Origin of the sequence: Rhodococcus sp. Leaf278, from assembly GCF_001426085.1 — a bacterium.
Classification (GTDB): Bacteria; Actinomycetota; Actinomycetes; order Mycobacteriales; family Mycobacteriaceae; genus Rhodococcoides.
Window position 1 is genome coordinate 208,229 of the sequence record NZ_LMRR01000042.1, and the last position, 14,092, is coordinate 222,320.

Below are 14,092 nucleotides of genomic sequence, written 5' to 3' on the forward strand. Positions count from 1 at the left end.
TTACTCCTACCTCTCGGGGTGCAACCGAACACCTGGCAGCTTACGTTTTGTACTGCCTGTTGCGTAGTACCGATCCGAACCGGTGAGCGACCTCGACGAGCACGATGCCGATGCCGCCGATGATCAGTGCACCGGTGGTCGCTCCGACGTTCGACGGGTCGAGTTTGAAGAAGGTACGGCAGAACGGAATTGCGAACAGCAGCAGGTAGCCGCCGACCGATCCGGCGAGCAGCAGCATCTTCCACCAGTTGTAGGGCCGTGCGACGACGGCCAACACCCACAGCGCGATCATGATCAGCGTGATCAGCGCAGTCGTACTGGCCTGTGTCACCTGAGCCTCGGTGGCATTCGGTCCCGCGTACACCAGCAGATAAGAAACGAACGTGCACGAGCCGACGATCAGTCCGGACGGGACGGCCAGCCGCATCACCCGGGAGACGAACCCGCTGCGCGCTCGCTCGTTGTTGGGGGCGAGCGAGAGCACGAAGGCCGGAATGCCGATGGTGAACCAGGCCGCGATCGTCACGTGCCGCGGCAGGAACGGATACGGAATCGGCTCGAAGTGGAAGATCTGCGACAGCACGCCGGAGAGCCCGATGAGAAACGCCAGCAGCACCGAGTACACGGTCTTGGTGAGGAACAGGTTGGAGACGCGCTCGATATTGCCGATGACGCGTCGTCCCTCCCCCACGACGTAAGGCAGAGTGGCGAACTTGTTGTCCAACAACACGATCTGCGCGACGGCTCGCGTCGCCGCACTTCCCGAACCCATCGACACGCCGATATCGGCGTCCTTGAGGGCCAGCACGTCGTTGACGCCGTCGCCGGTCATCGCGACCGTGTGACCACGAGATTGCAACGCGCCGACCATCGCCCGCTTCTGATCGGGCCGAACGCGGCCGAACGTAGTGGAATGCGCGAGCGTGTCGGCCAGCTTCTCCGAGTCCTCGGGCAGCTCTCGCGCGTCGATCGGAGCGTCACCGCCGGGGAGTCCGAGCGAGCCGGCGACCGCACCGACCGAGACGGCATTGTCACCGGAAATGACCTTGACCTGCACATGCTGACTTGCAAAGTACTCCAACGTCTCTCGGGCATCCTCGCGCACCTTCTGCTCGAGAATCACCAACGCTCGCGGGGTGACGACACCGGGCGCGGCCGGATCGTCGACGGGGGCGTCGCTGCTGGCCAGCAGCAATACCCGCAGACCCTTGGATCCGGCGGATTCGGCCTGTCGGGCCGTCTCCGAGTTCGGGTCCAACAACACGTCCGGGGCACCGAGCAACCAGTTCCCGTGCTCCCCATACGACAGACCGCTCCACTTCTTGGCCGAGGAGAACGGCGCCACGGCGCTCTGCGTCCACCCCGGCGCGTCGGGATAGGCCTCACCGACGGCCTGCACACTGGCATTGGGCCGCGGATCGTCGTGCGCCAGGGACGCGAGAGCCTGTGTGACGGAATCGGAGTCGCGCTCGTCTGCGAGCACCAACTCGGACAGGCGCATGCCGTTCTCGGTGAGGGTGCCGGTCTTGTCGGCGCACACTACGTCGACGCGCGCGAGTCCTTCGATCGCCGGCAGCTCCTGCACCAGGCACTGCCGTTGACCGAGCCGGATCACACCCACCGCGAACGCGATGGACGTCATCAGTACCAGGCCCTCGGGGACCATCGGAACGAGCGCGGCCACCATGCCGCCCAGGGCCGGCCGCAAAGCCTGCCCGCTGGAGAACAATTGGTTGTAGATGATGAGCGCGCCGGCCGGAATCATCAGGTAAGTGATGAATTTCAGGATCTTGTCGATACCGCTACGCAGCTCGGACTTGACCAGGGTGAACTTGCTGGCTTCCTCGGCGAGCTTGGCCGCGTAGGCGTCGCGACCCACCTTCGTCGCGCGATATGCCCCACTACCCGAGACCACGAAGCTGCCCGAAAGTACCTGCGCTGCATGAAGTTTGTGCACCGTATCGGCTTCACCGGTGAGCAACGACTCGTCGATCTCCAGGCTCGCGGTCTCGATCACCTCGCCGTCGACCACTATCTGATCACCGGGTCCGAGTTCGACGATGTCGCCGAGAACTACCTCGTCCGGCGGAATCTGCTGCGAGATACCGTCACGTCGTACCTGTGGCTTGTTCTGACCGACGATCGCCAGCCGATCCAGCGTGCGCTTGGCGCGAACCTCCTGAATGATGCCGATGCCACTGTTCGCGACGATCAGCAGCCCGAACATGCCGTCGATCACCGAGCCCGTGGAGAGCACGATGATCAACAGCACACCGAGAATCGCGTTGATACGAGTGAACACGTTGCCGCGGACGATGTCGCGAACCGACCGAGACGCGCGGGCCGGAACGTCGTTCGATTTTCCCTCGGACGTGAGCCTGGCGACGTCCGCCTGGGTCAGCCCGGTGTCACGCTGCGCGTCGGCGTCGATAGACATGCGTGCAGCCTAAACCCGGTCGGTCAGCCCAGCCGAGCCCACCAACGATCGTCGTGCAGCGTTCGCGTGCCGTCTATTCGTTGCCCCGGCATCGGCACCGCCACCTGTACCCCGACGTCCTGGGCAGCGGCGTGTAGGCGCACGATCGGCTCGGACCACGGGTGAAAAGCCAGGTTGAACGTCGCCCAGTGAATAGGCACGAAGATGCCCGACGCCGTCAGGTCCACGTGCGCGGTGACTGCTTCCTCCGGATTCATGTGGATGTCCGGCCAGCGCACGTCGTAGGCCCCGACGGGAAGAAGGGTCAGGTCGAACGGTCCGTAGTTGCTGCCGATCTCGGCGAACTTCGGTGTGTAGCCGGTGTCGCCGCCGAAGAAGACACGACGAACCGGACCGGCAAAGGCCCAGGACGCCCACTGCGTCGAATCGCGGGTCAGGCCACGGCCCGAGAAGTGCCGAGCTTCGGTGCAGGTGACGGTCAGGCCACCGATGTTCGTCTGCTCGTCCCAGTCCAACTCGATGATGCGTTCCTCGGGCACCCGCCACTTGCGCAGGTGCGCGCCGATTCCCAACGGCACGACGAACGGTGCCGACTGCGTGCTCGCCAACTTCTGCACCGTCGCCTTGTCGAGGTGGTCGTAATGATCATGGGAGATCACGATGGCGTCGACGCGCGGCAGGTCGATCAACTCGACCGGAGTCGGATGCAGCCGCGCGGGCCCGACCACAGTCGACGGCGACACGCGATTGCTCCACACCGGATCCGCGAGAACGCGGTAGCCGTCGACCTCGATGAGCACGCTCGAGTGGCCGTACCAGGTGACCGCAAGCTCACCCGCATCCACGGGAGCGATCGGCGGGGCCAGCGGGATCGGTCGCTGCGGCCGCCCCTTGCCGCGTTCGGTGACGAGCGAAACGAGCATGTTCTTCTCGCCCTTGTCGCCTCGCCCCGGCACGTAGCTCGAGCTGGGGTCCGAATTGTGGAACCGACGGTCGCGGTATCGCGGCGATCCGGCGGCGTACGGGGTGATGTGCACGCGTCGGGCACCGATGGCCGACGGAAGACCCCACAGCGCCCGGGCCAACCATGCCCCGCTCAGTGCTCCCGTTGCTCCCAGTACGAGTTTCGTCTTCGTCACGGCCACCACAGTAGGCGGCGCCGACGTCTGCGCAGCTCACCCGTAGCCTTGCCGTAGAATATTCGCGTCGGTTTTGCTGCTAGAAGGGGAGACATTGAGTACCGAACAGCTCGAATTCCAGGCGGAGACGCGTCAGCTCCTGGATCTGATGGTGCACTCCATCTACTCCAACAAGGACAGCTTTCTCCGTGAACTGATCTCGAACTCCTCGGACGCGCTGGACAAGCTGCGCCTGGAGTCGTACCGCAACAAGGACCTGGACGTCGACGTCTCGGATCTGCACATCGAGATCGATATCGACTCCGCCGCCCGTACCCTCACCATCCGCGACAACGGCATCGGCATGTCCAGGTCCGAGGTGATCGACCTGATCGGCACGCTCGCCAAGTCCGGCACCGCCGAGGTGCGCAAGAAGCTCAAGGAAGCCAAGGATGCAGCTGCGTCCGAGGAACTGATCGGCCAGTTCGGCATCGGCTTCTACTCCACGTTCATGGTGGCCGAGAAGGTCACGCTGCTCACCCGCAAAGCCGGCGAGAGCACTGCCACCAAGTGGGAGTCCACCGGCGAGGGCACCTACGAGATCACCGACGTCGACGACGCCCCGCAGGGCTCCTCGGTGACATTGGCCCTCAAGCCGGCCGACGAGGAGGACCACCTCCACGACTACGCGTCCGAGCGCAAGATCAAGGAACTGGTCAAGAAGTACTCCGACTTCATTGCCTGGCCCATTCGCATCGACGTCGAAAAGCGCGTCAAGAGTGACGAAGAGGGCGGCGAGGACACGGTCACGATCGAGACCGAAACGATCAACTCGCAGAAGGCACTGTGGACCCGCTCCAAGGACGAGGTGTCCGAGGAGGAATACAAGGAGTTCTACAAGCACGTCAGCCACGCTTGGGACGAGCCGCTCGAGGTCATTCCCTTCAAGGCCGAGGGCACGTTCGAATACCAAGCGCTGCTGTTCATTCCGTCGCAGGCACCGTTCGACCTCTTCATGCGCGAGAGCAAGGCCGGCGTGCACCTGTACGTCAAGCGCGTGTTCATCATGGACGACTCGCAGGAACTGCTGCCCGAGTACCTGCGCTTCGTCAAGGGTGTCGTCGACGCAGCAGACCTCTCGCTCAACGTCTCTCGCGAGATCCTGCAGCAGGATCGGCAGATCCGCGCGATCCGCCGACGCCTCACCAAGAAGGTGCTCTCGACGGTCAAGGAGCTGCAGAGCGAGCAGCCCGACAAGTACAAGACGCTGTGGTCGCAGTTCGGCACGGTCCTCAAGGAGGGCCTGATCTCCGACAACGACAACCGCGAAACCCTCTTGGGCATCGCGTCGTTCGCGTCCACCAACTCCGAGGAGGGCGTGACCACCCTCGCCGAGTACGTCGACCGGATGAAGGACGGGCAGCAGCAGATCTACTACATGACGGGCGAATCCCGTCAGCAGATCGAGAGCTCGCCGCACATGGAGGCCTTCAAGGCTCGCGGGCTCGAGGTGCTCCTCCTCACCGATTCGGTCGACGAGGTGTGGGTCGGCAACGTCACCGAATTCGACGGAAAGTCGTTCCAGTCCATCGCCAAGGGCGAGGTGGACCTCGACACCGAGGAGGAGAAGAAGGAGTCCGAGGCCAAGCGCGAGGAGCAGGACAAGGAATTCGCCGACCTGCTCACCTGGCTCACCGAGACCCTCGGCGAGGACGTGAAGGAGGTACGTCTGTCGACGCGCCTGACGACGTCACCGGCCTGCGTCGTCGGCGACGAGTTCAGCTTCTCTCCGCAGCTCGAGAAGATGTACAAGGCGTCGGGACAGTTCGTGCCGACCTCCAAGCGCATCCTCGAACTCAACCCCACCCATGATCTGGTGACGGGATTGAAGAAGGCTCGCGAGGATCGCAGTGACGACCCGCACCTCGCCGAGACCGCCGAATTGCTCTACGCGACGGCACTTCTCGCCGAAGGTACGGAACTGAAGGATCCGGCGAAGTTCTCCAAGCTCCTCGCCGATCGCCTAACCCGCACGGTGTAAGGGCTTCGCCCGTCGTGCGCGTTTTGCGCCCCTGTGGGTACGCAAAACGCGCACGTGCGGCGCGGCGGGCTCACTGCGGGGGCAGGATGTGCTCACCCGTCTTGTCGGTGCTCAGCGACAGGGAGCTGATGTACTGCTTCTCCCCGTTCGGCCCCGGCACGTTGGACGCGATCATGTCGGGTCGCTCGAATTCCATGCCACTGACGTGGCACATCACGAGCTCGTCGGACGGGTTGCCGTGCTCGTCGAACATCGGTAGATCGATACCGTCGTCTGTGCGCCGCAGGTAGTACTTGCCCTTGGTCGCCATCGCCAGGATGGGCGGAAGTACCAGTGCGAGAACGAGAGCCACGATCGGCGAATACGGTTTGATCGCAGATCCGAAGGCACCGAAGAACACCAGAATCGACAGGATCGCCGATACCGCCATCGATCCGAAGCCCACCGGGTTGATGTTGTAGAGCATGCCGCGTCGGAACTCGGGCACCTTGGGCGAGAGCTTCAGGATGTACTTGTTGAAGACGATGTCCGAGGCCACGACGGCGATCCATGCGATACCGCAGTTGGCGTAGAAGCCGAGGATGCTGTTGAGGAAGTCGAACATGTTGGCTTCCATCAGGATCAGCGCGATCGCGAGATTGAACAGCACGAACACCATGCGGCCGGGGTACGTCTTGGTGAGGCGGGTGTAGGAGTTGGTCCATGCCAGCGATCCGGAATAGGCGTTGGTCACGTTGATCTTGATCTGGCTGATGACGACCAGGATCACCGCGAGGGTCATCGCGAGCCAACCCGGCATGAAGTTCTCATAGATCTCCAGGAACTGGTGCACCGGCTCGTTGGCAATCGTCGATCCGTCGACGACGTTGGCGATCAGATACACGGCGAGGAACAGACCGACGACCTGCTTGAGCGCACCGAAGATGACCCAGCCCGGTCCAGCGAGAAGCACTGCCGTCCACCAGCGTCGAGAATTTTCCGGTGTCTTCGGCGGCATGAATCGTAGGTAGTCGATCTGCTCGGCGATCTGCGCGATGAGCGAGAGACACACGCCCGCGGCCAGCAATGCCGATCCGACATTGACGCCCTTACCGTCGGCTCCGTCCTGACCGCCGTAGGCGAAGAACTCCCCGACCGAATCGGGATTGCTGATCACCAGGTAGACGAACGGCAACACCATCAGCACGAGCCACAGCGGGGTGGTCCAGACCTGCAGCTTGGCAAGGGCTTTCATACCGTAGATCACCAACGGAATCACCATGATGGTCGAGACCGCGTACCCGATGGGCAACGGAATACTCAGCCCCAGTTCGAGTCCTTGCGCCATGATCGAACCTTCGAGCGCGAAGAAGATGAACGTGAACGTCGCAAAGATGACGTTGGTGACCACCGAACCGTAGTACCCGAATCCGCTTCCCCGAGTGATCAAATCGAGGTCGATGTTGTAGCGGGCGGCATAGTAGGCGAGCGGGAGCCCGGTCAGGAAGATCACGACGGCGAACACCAGGATGCCCCAGAGCGCGTTCCCGGTTCCGTACGAGATTCCGATATTGGCACCGATGGCGAAGTCCGCGAGATACGCGATTCCGCCGAGTGCGGACGTCGCGACAACACCGGTTCCCCACTTGCGGTAGCTACGCGGCGCGAAGCGCAGCGTGTAGTCCTCGAGCGTCTCTTTCAGCGCGGTGTCTGTCGGCGCAGGCTGTACGGCGGTCATGGATCAGTAACGTAGATCCGTCGCGTTGCCGTGATGTCTTACGTCTGTGTAGCTAATGTAAAAAAATCCGGCGTTTCGGACATTTCCCGCGTTCGAGGCTCTATCAGGCGACTGCGGGTGCCGCCAGCAGCGAGAAGTTGGACAGTTCGGCACGGAGCATGTTCATCGCCCGATGCTGAGCCACCCGCACCGCACCGGCCGTCATTCCCAGCGCTTCGCCAGTTTGCGGTGCCGTCAGACCCCAGACCACTCGCATCAGAATGATCTTGCGGTACTTCGTGGGCAGAGTGTCCATCAGCGCTTGGGCATGACTACGGAGTTCGCCACCGAGAGCGAGCTGCTCCGGACCGGCGTCCTGAGACTGCTCCTCCGGCATTTCGTCGATGGAGAACGTCTGACGCAGTACCGATTTACGTCCGGCATCGGCCAACTTGTGGGCAGCGATTCCGTAGACGAAGGCCATGAAGGGCTTGCCCATGTCGCGGTACTTGGGTATGGCGGTAACGAGCGCAAGGCACACGTCCTGCACCACATCGTCGGCGGCGACGTCGAGGTTGCCTATCCGGGCGGCGCAATATCTGCGTACCGGGGGCTGGATCAGCACGAGCACCTGCTCGAGGGCGGTTCGATCTCCCGCCACGGCATGCGGCACGACCTTTTCCAGCCTGTCCACGGTCTCGCTCATGGCCGATCTCCTCACTGGCAACGCGCGTCCTCTCCTGAACGCTCATGAGTGCTTCGGCGCAGATTCCCTTTCGGCTTGGTCGCAGCGGCTACCACATCCAAGAAGAATGTGATTCAGGTAACACGGCGTGTCGCAGGAGCGAAGTACCGGACAACACCGTCGTCGCAGCACGTGACCCTCACACCCGCGGAGCGCACATGAACACCAGCGAGCAGATCCATCAGGTCGGTCGCCGCAGCACCGTCGCTGCCGCTGATGGCACTGCCCTGGCGGTTCGGGAATTCGGACACCCGAATGCGCCGCTGACCGCGGTGTTCGTGCATGGGCACTGCCTGCGCATGCAGTCGTGGACCGATCTGCGTCGACAGGTGGAGCAGACCTGGGGAGACGACGTACGAATCGTGATGTACGACCACCGGGGCCACGGGGAATCGAGTGCGGCCACCTCGGAGAGCTGCACCATCGATCAGCTCGGCGAGGATCTGGCCGACGTGATCCGCGCGGTCGTACCGGTGGGACCGTTCGTCGTGATCGGACACTCCATGGGCGGAATGACGGCGCTGTCCTACGCGCGCCAGTACCCCGACGCCATCGGCACGCGTCTGGTCGGGGTCGGGTTGATCGCAACGTCCGCGGGCGGCATCACCGACGACGGACTCGGTAGTTGCCTTGCGCATCCGGCTGTGTCTGCGTTTCAGGCGGCTGTTCGACGCGCCCCTCGACTGATGTCGGGTGCCAAGAAACTCAGTCGCGGTGTGTGTGCGCCGATAGTGCGGACGGCCGGATGCGGATCCCGAAAGGTGAGCCCCCGGGTGGTGACACTGGCGACGGCGATGCTCGGGGAGACGTCCATCGTGACGATGGCAGGATTCCTCGGGGCTTTCTGCGCACTCGACGAAGTGGCCGGCCTGGCCGCGCTCGCCTCGATTCCCACCTTGGTGCTCTGCGGCTCGGACGACCTGATGACCCCGATGCGACACTCGGAAACCCTTGCCGCCCATCTTCCCGACGCACGGCTGGTGCGCGTCGCGCAGGCCGGACACATGGTGATTCTCGAACGAGCACACGAGGTGGCGGACGCCGTCGTAGAACTCGTGACGGCAGCTCGGCGTGCTCACGTGGGCGATCTCGCCCTGGCTCGGTAGACCTCCGGACGACTGTGGCCCACACCGGATATCCGATGCGGGCCACAGCTTTACGGTGTACTACTTCTTGACTGCGGGCGGAGCGTTGAGGAGCTGGATGAACTGTCCGGCGTTGGCTGCAACCGCACCGAGGCCACCGCCGGCGGTACCGGCAAGCGATCCGATGGAACCGAGAGCGATCGCGCCGATGACACAGCCGCCGATGGGGCCCATTCCGAGGAGAGTTGCGACCGGGGCAGTCACGACGACTCCGGTGATGATTCCGAGGATGCATCCGCCGACGATTCCGGTTGCAGCACCGAGGAATCCGCCGACAGAAGCCGTGAGGCTGAGGTTGTCCTTGACGCCTGCGACTGCGGCGGGCAGGTCGACCTGCTGCAGGCCGGGAAGGGAGGTGGAGACCGGGGTTGCCGCGGCAGGTGAGGCATCGGCGGTCAGGGTGGCGTGGTTTCCGTCGATGACGGCGGCGACGGGGTGCGAGAAACCGTCCGCGGCAATGGCCAGCGGTACGGATTCGACCAGTGCGCCATTGGCGTCACGGACAACGAGGTGGTTGTCCTCGTTGCTCAGGGTGCCGGCCGTCGTGTCGACGAGGACCTGGTTGCCGGCCTGGGTGACGTTCCACCCGACGGCAGCGGCGGGAGCCGGTGCCGGATCCGCATAGGCGGTGCCCATGGCGGTCGTCATCGCTGCAATGACCAATGCGGACGTTGCCGCGAATCGAGTCAGCTTCATGTTCCTCTGTCTTTCGTCGTGTCCATCACTCGATACCGAGCAGCGAAAAACTATGGGAACGACAAGCGGGTCAGGCGAACCGAAGATGAACGAACGGGGTCGAAGCGAACAACGATCGAACGCATCAACCCAAAAGGGACACAACACTTTTCAAGTACCATGTGGTTCGTAAAGGTCGCGTACGGGTTGGCCCTACTTACCGAAAAGGCCAGGCTTGTTGCTGCCTCCGTGGCCCACTCCGAAGTCGTACGCGGACTCGGCGTGCTCGTGCTCGTCGAGGCCGTCGGCTTCGTGCTGTGCATCGGCACGCACACCCATGACCGCCTTGATCGCGAACGCGATGCCGGTGGTGACCACCGCGCAGTAGGCGAACACTGCCACCACCGCGATCGCCTGTACCCCCAGCTGATGCAGGCCGCCGCCGTAGAGCAGACCGTCCACACCCGCCGGCATCTGCGCACTGGCAACGAGCCCGATCATCAGCGTGCCGACGATGCCACCGACCAGGTGCACGCCGACGACATCGAGTGAATCGTCGTACCCGAAGCGGTATTTGAGGCCGATGGCCAGAGCGCACAGTGCACCCGACGCGATGCCGATTGCTGCGGCACCTATCGGGGTGACTGCCGCGCACGACGGTGTGATGGCCACCAACCCGGCCACGACGCCGGAGGCCGCGCCGAACGACGTGGCGTGACCGTCCCGCCACTTCTCGACGACGAGCCAGGCGGCCATGGACAGCGCGCCGGCACCCATCGTGTTCACCAAGGCCACAGCGGCGACGCCGTCCGCGGCCAACGACGACCCCGCGTTGAAGCCGAACCAACCGAACCACAGCAATCCGGCACCGAGCATGACGGCCGGAAGGTTGTGTGGGCGCATGGGATCTCGCGGCCACCCGCTCCGCTTGCCGACCACGAGCGCAAGCACCAGCCCGGCGACTCCGGCGTTGATCTCCACCGCGGTACCGCCGGCGAAGTCGATCGCGCCGAGCTTGTTGGTCAACCATCCACCGAACTCACTGGTGAGTCCGTCGAGCGAGAACACCCAGTGCGCCACCGGGAAATACACGAGGGTGGACCACAACGCCGCGAACAGCACCCAGGGAACGAACCGCATGCGGTCTGCGACAGCGCCGGAGATCAGCGCCACCGTTACCATGGCGAATCCGGCCTGGAATGCCGCGAACACCAGTGCCGGAACGGTTCCCACCAACGGAATCGATACCGCTCCCCCGGCCGAGGTGTACACCCCGCCGAGCAAACCCTCGAAACCGGCGTACTGCAACGGGTTTCCGATCCACCCGCCGATCACGTTGTCGCCGAACACCATCGAGAAGCCGAACGCCAACCACAGCAGCCACACCACGGCGATGGCCGACAGGCTCATCATCATCATGTTCAGCACGCTCTTCGAGCGCACCATGCCGCCGTAGAAGAAGGCCAGGCCGGGCGTCATCAGCAGCACCAGCGCAGTACTGGCCAGCAGCCAGGCGGTATCGCCCGCGTCGGGCGCTCCGCTGATCACTTGCCCACGAACTTCGGCTTGCGCTTCTCGGCACGTGCGCGGCGCGCTTCCTTCATGTCCTCGCTGCTCCACGCGGCTTCGAATGCGGCCTGCTGCTCCGGCGTCGGATCATCGTGAATCTCGTCGTCGTTGAACACGAGCTTGAGGTGTTTCAGGGCCAGCGGAGCGAGTTCGGTGATCGACTGTGCCCACTGCGTCGCAACGCCCCGGTCGCCGAGTTTGTTGGCCAGCCCGCACGTGTACGCCTGCTCTGCGTGCACCCGCTCCCCGCCGAGCAGAATCGTGCGCGCCACTCCCCCACCGGCGAGCGCAGCCAACCGTCGGATGGTCCAGTTGCTCACCGCGATACCGAGGCGCGTCGAAGGGATCTCGAAAAATGCGTCGGGCGCGACCACCCGCAGATCGCAGGCGATCGCCAACTGGGTGCCTGCCCCCACGGCCGGACCGTTGATCGCCGCGACCACCGGAATCGACACGGACTCGACGGCGATCAACATCTCTTCGAGAATCTGCCCGAACGAGTCCGGAAACGCATCACCGGTCAGATCCGCGCCCGCACAGAAGGTGGTGCCCTGCCCGGTGATGACGAGAACCCGGGCCCCGTCACGCTCGGCCTGTTCGACACCCTGGCGCACGGCAAGACACAGCTCCGTGTTCAACGCATTGCGTCGATCCGGCCGCTGCAATTCGAGAGTGACGACATCGCCGTCACGAGAGAGTCCGATCACGAAAGCAGAGGTTACCGACCAGTACCGGTTTTACCTACTGGGTGGCTGATCTACTGGTGACCGTGATCGACACTCGAGTTGCCGTCATCGGCGCGGGGCAGGCCGGGCTCTCGGCCGGCTACCACCTTCACCGCGCAGGCCTGAACGCAGAGACAGGCTTCGTGATGCTGGACAGCGCCCCCGGCCCCGGCGGCGCCTGGCAGTTCCGGTGGCCCTCGCTGACGCTGAGCACCGTCAACGGAGTACACGACCTGCCCGGTATGGCCTTCGCGGAAACGCTGGGCGACGAGCCGGCCGACACCATCGCGGCGGCCGAAGCCGTTCCCCGCTACTACCGCGAGTACGAGGACCGCTTCGAACTGCATGTTCGACGCCCCGTCACGGTCACCGTCGTGTGCGATCGTGAACCTCTTTTCCGGATCGAGGCCGGGGAGACGGTCGTCATGGCCGAGGGATTGATCAACGCGACAGGAACGTGGGAGAAGCCGTTCGTTCCGCATTACGACGGAGCCGAGACGTTCACCGGCCGGCAACTGCATACGAAGGATTACCGGACGGCCGACGAGTTCGCCGGCAAGCACGTCGTGGTGGTGGGCGGCGGGATCTCGGCCGTCCAGCTGCTCGACGAGATTTCTCAGGTGACGACGACTACGTGGGTGACGCGTCGACCACCGGTGTTCCGGGACGGCGAGTTCGATCAGAATGCCGGACGCACGGCCGTGGCGATGGTCGAGGAGCGGGTGCGGGCGGGTCTGCCGCCGGGCTCGGTCGTGTCGGTGACCGGGTTGTTGCTGACGCCGTCGTTGGCCGCAGCACGCGAGCGCGGCGCACTCGAGCGCAAGCCGATGTTCTCGAAGATCACCACAGATTCGGTGGTGTGGGACGACGGATCGAGCCAACACGCGGATGTGATTCTGTGGGCCACCGGTTTTCGCAGCGCCCTCGACCACTTGGCTCCACTGCGTTTGCGCGGGCACGGCGGAGGGATCGTCATGGACGGCAGGCTCGCCACCCGCGTGGCAGCGAACCACCGCGTCCACCTGCTCGGCTACGGGCCGTCTGCAAGCACGATCGGAGCGAACCGGGCCGGACGGGCCGCGGTGACGGAGTTGCTCGAGACTCTGGGTTAACCGAGTTGCTCGACGACGAACTTGGCCAGGGAACCCAGACGCGCACGGCTCGGCATCGAGGTCGGAACGTCCAACGCATCCAACGGAGCCGACGTCACCGGCCCCACGCAGATCGCGGCGACTGGGCCTCGGAGCGCGTCAAGGAAAGCGTCGAGCAGACCGTTGTCCTTGGCCGTGGAGAGCAGGGACGCGACGGCGGGGGCACTGGTGAACGTCACCGCGTCCACTCGGTGCTCGATGATCTGCGCCAACAGGTCGATGAGCGGGGCCTGGTCGACCGGGCGAATCCAGCGGTACACCGGGATCGGTCGGACACGTGCACCGAGTTCGCTCAGCGCATCACTGAGGTGGATCGTCGGTTCCCATTCGGTGATGACGCCGTGCAGCTGAACCGCGACGTCGACCCCCGAAACACCCTCGGCGGCAAGATGATCGGATACTTCCTGCGAGGCCTCGGTGGCCGGCGACCACTCGTCACGAAGCCCCGTGCCGCGAATTGCCCCGCGCGCCTTGGGACCTCGGGCGATGATTCGCGTCTGCCCCAGCGCTGCAAGGAGGTCGTCGCGCATACCCCAGTCGGCCGCCGCGTCGAGCCAGCCCCGGAAACCGATGCCCGTGCTGATCACGACGATCTGCGGTGGGCGCTCGACGATGCCCTCGGTGGCGGACTTCAACTCGGAGTCGTCTATCAGGGGCAGAACGTGAATCGCCGCGGCGTGAACGATGTTCGCGCCGCGGCGTTCGAGCATGGTGGCCAATTCGTCCGCACGCCGCTCGGCGGTGAGGGCAACGGTCTTGCCGTCGAGCGGTTCCGACATGGGTACAGACT

Annotated in this window: 11 protein-coding genes; 3 read left to right on the forward strand and 8 right to left on the reverse strand. The window is 64.2% G+C overall.

Annotation, left to right across the window (positions count from 1 at the left end; genetic code table 11):
* Positions 1-40 precede the first annotated feature (40 nt).
* Together ASG84_RS22765 and ASG84_RS22770 are read right to left on the reverse strand one after the other, a co-directional pair.
* The gene (locus ASG84_RS22765) at positions 41-2,437 is read right to left on the reverse strand and encodes an HAD-IC family P-type ATPase (protein WP_057479236.1); all 2,397 of its coding nucleotides are present in this window, start codon (positions 2,435-2,437) and stop codon (positions 41-43) included.
* A 23-nt stretch (positions 2,438-2,460) separates the two neighbouring features.
* A complete protein-coding gene (locus ASG84_RS22770; protein ID WP_057479339.1) occupies positions 2,461-3,576 on the reverse strand; it encodes an MBL fold metallo-hydrolase in 1,116 nt (371 codons plus the stop codon).
* Between the two features lie 94 nt (positions 3,577-3,670).
* Here ASG84_RS22770 and htpG point away from each other — a divergent pair, with 94 nt between their 5' ends.
* On the forward strand, positions 3,671-5,596 hold the full coding sequence (gene htpG, locus ASG84_RS22775) for a molecular chaperone HtpG (protein WP_057479237.1): 1,926 nt from the start codon (positions 3,671-3,673) through the stop codon (positions 5,594-5,596).
* 70 nt (positions 5,597-5,666) lie between these two features.
* On the opposite strand, the gene ASG84_RS22780 is transcribed toward htpG, so the two are convergent.
* Together ASG84_RS22780 and shbA are read right to left on the reverse strand one after the other, a co-directional pair.
* Positions 5,667-7,313, reverse strand: a complete 1,647-nt coding sequence (locus tag ASG84_RS22780; RefSeq protein WP_057479238.1) for a purine-cytosine permease family protein — start codon at positions 7,311-7,313, stop codon at positions 5,667-5,669.
* A 103-nt stretch (positions 7,314-7,416) separates the two neighbouring features.
* A complete protein-coding gene (gene shbA, locus ASG84_RS22785) occupies positions 7,417-7,998 on the reverse strand; it encodes an RNA polymerase sigma factor ShbA (protein WP_057479239.1) in 582 nt (193 codons plus the stop codon).
* Positions 7,999-8,195: 197 nt separating this feature from the next.
* Here shbA and ASG84_RS22790 point away from each other — a divergent pair, with 197 nt between their 5' ends.
* Positions 8,196-9,143, forward strand: a complete 948-nt coding sequence (locus tag ASG84_RS22790; RefSeq protein WP_057479240.1) for an alpha/beta fold hydrolase — start codon at positions 8,196-8,198, stop codon at positions 9,141-9,143.
* Positions 9,144-9,203: 60 nt separating this feature from the next.
* Here the strand turns inward: ASG84_RS22790 and ASG84_RS22795 are convergent, their stop codons facing one another.
* The 3 genes from ASG84_RS22795 to ASG84_RS22805 all read right to left on the reverse strand — a co-directional run bounded on the left by ASG84_RS22795 (position 9,204) and on the right by ASG84_RS22805 (position 12,133).
* Positions 9,204-9,878, reverse strand: a complete 675-nt coding sequence (locus tag ASG84_RS22795) for a hypothetical protein (protein ID WP_057479241.1) — start codon at positions 9,876-9,878, stop codon at positions 9,204-9,206.
* A 192-nt stretch (positions 9,879-10,070) separates the two neighbouring features.
* The gene (locus ASG84_RS22800; RefSeq protein WP_057479242.1) at positions 10,071-11,405 is read right to left on the reverse strand and encodes an ammonium transporter; all 1,335 of its coding nucleotides are present in this window, start codon (positions 11,403-11,405) and stop codon (positions 10,071-10,073) included.
* Positions 11,402-12,133 carry an enoyl-CoA hydratase gene (locus ASG84_RS22805; RefSeq protein WP_057479243.1) on the reverse strand — a complete coding sequence of 244 codons (732 nt, stop codon included), beginning with the start codon at positions 12,131-12,133 and terminating at the stop codon, positions 11,402-11,404. The genes ASG84_RS22800 and ASG84_RS22805 overlap by 4 nt, the downstream gene beginning before the upstream one ends.
* A 56-nt stretch (positions 12,134-12,189) precedes the next feature.
* Between ASG84_RS22805 and ASG84_RS22810 the strand changes: the two genes are divergently transcribed.
* Positions 12,190-13,263, forward strand: coding sequence for an NAD(P)-binding domain-containing protein (locus ASG84_RS22810; RefSeq protein ID WP_057479340.1), 1,074 nt, complete (start codon positions 12,190-12,192; stop codon positions 13,261-13,263).
* Here the strand turns inward: ASG84_RS22810 and ASG84_RS22815 are convergent.
* The gene (locus tag ASG84_RS22815) at positions 13,260-14,081 is read right to left on the reverse strand and encodes a uroporphyrinogen-III synthase (RefSeq protein ID WP_057479244.1); all 822 of its coding nucleotides are present in this window, start codon (positions 14,079-14,081) and stop codon (positions 13,260-13,262) included. The two genes, ASG84_RS22810 and ASG84_RS22815, sit on opposite strands and share 4 nt — an antisense overlap.
* Between the last annotated feature and the right edge of the window lie 11 nt (positions 14,082-14,092).

Excerpts from the sequence above, each read along its gene's own strand:
- ASG84_RS22795 (WP_057479241.1), bottom strand. The coding sequence starts at position 9,878 with ATGAAGCTGACTCGATTCGCGGCAACGTCCGCATTGGTCATTGCAGCG.
- ASG84_RS22765 (WP_057479236.1), bottom strand. The coding sequence starts at position 2,437 with ATGTCTATCGACGCCGACGCGCAGCGTGACACCGGGCTGACCCAGGCG.
- ASG84_RS22780 (WP_057479238.1), bottom strand. The coding sequence starts at position 7,313 with ATGACCGCCGTACAGCCTGCGCCGACAGACACCGCGCTGAAAGAGACG.
- shbA (WP_057479239.1), bottom strand. The coding sequence starts at position 7,998 with ATGAGCGAGACCGTGGACAGGCTGGAAAAGGTCGTGCCGCATGCCGTG.
- ASG84_RS22790 (WP_057479240.1), top strand. The coding sequence starts at position 8,196 with ATGAACACCAGCGAGCAGATCCATCAGGTCGGTCGCCGCAGCACCGTC.
- ASG84_RS22815 (WP_057479244.1), bottom strand. The coding sequence starts at position 14,081 with ATGTCGGAACCGCTCGACGGCAAGACCGTTGCCCTCACCGCCGAGCGG.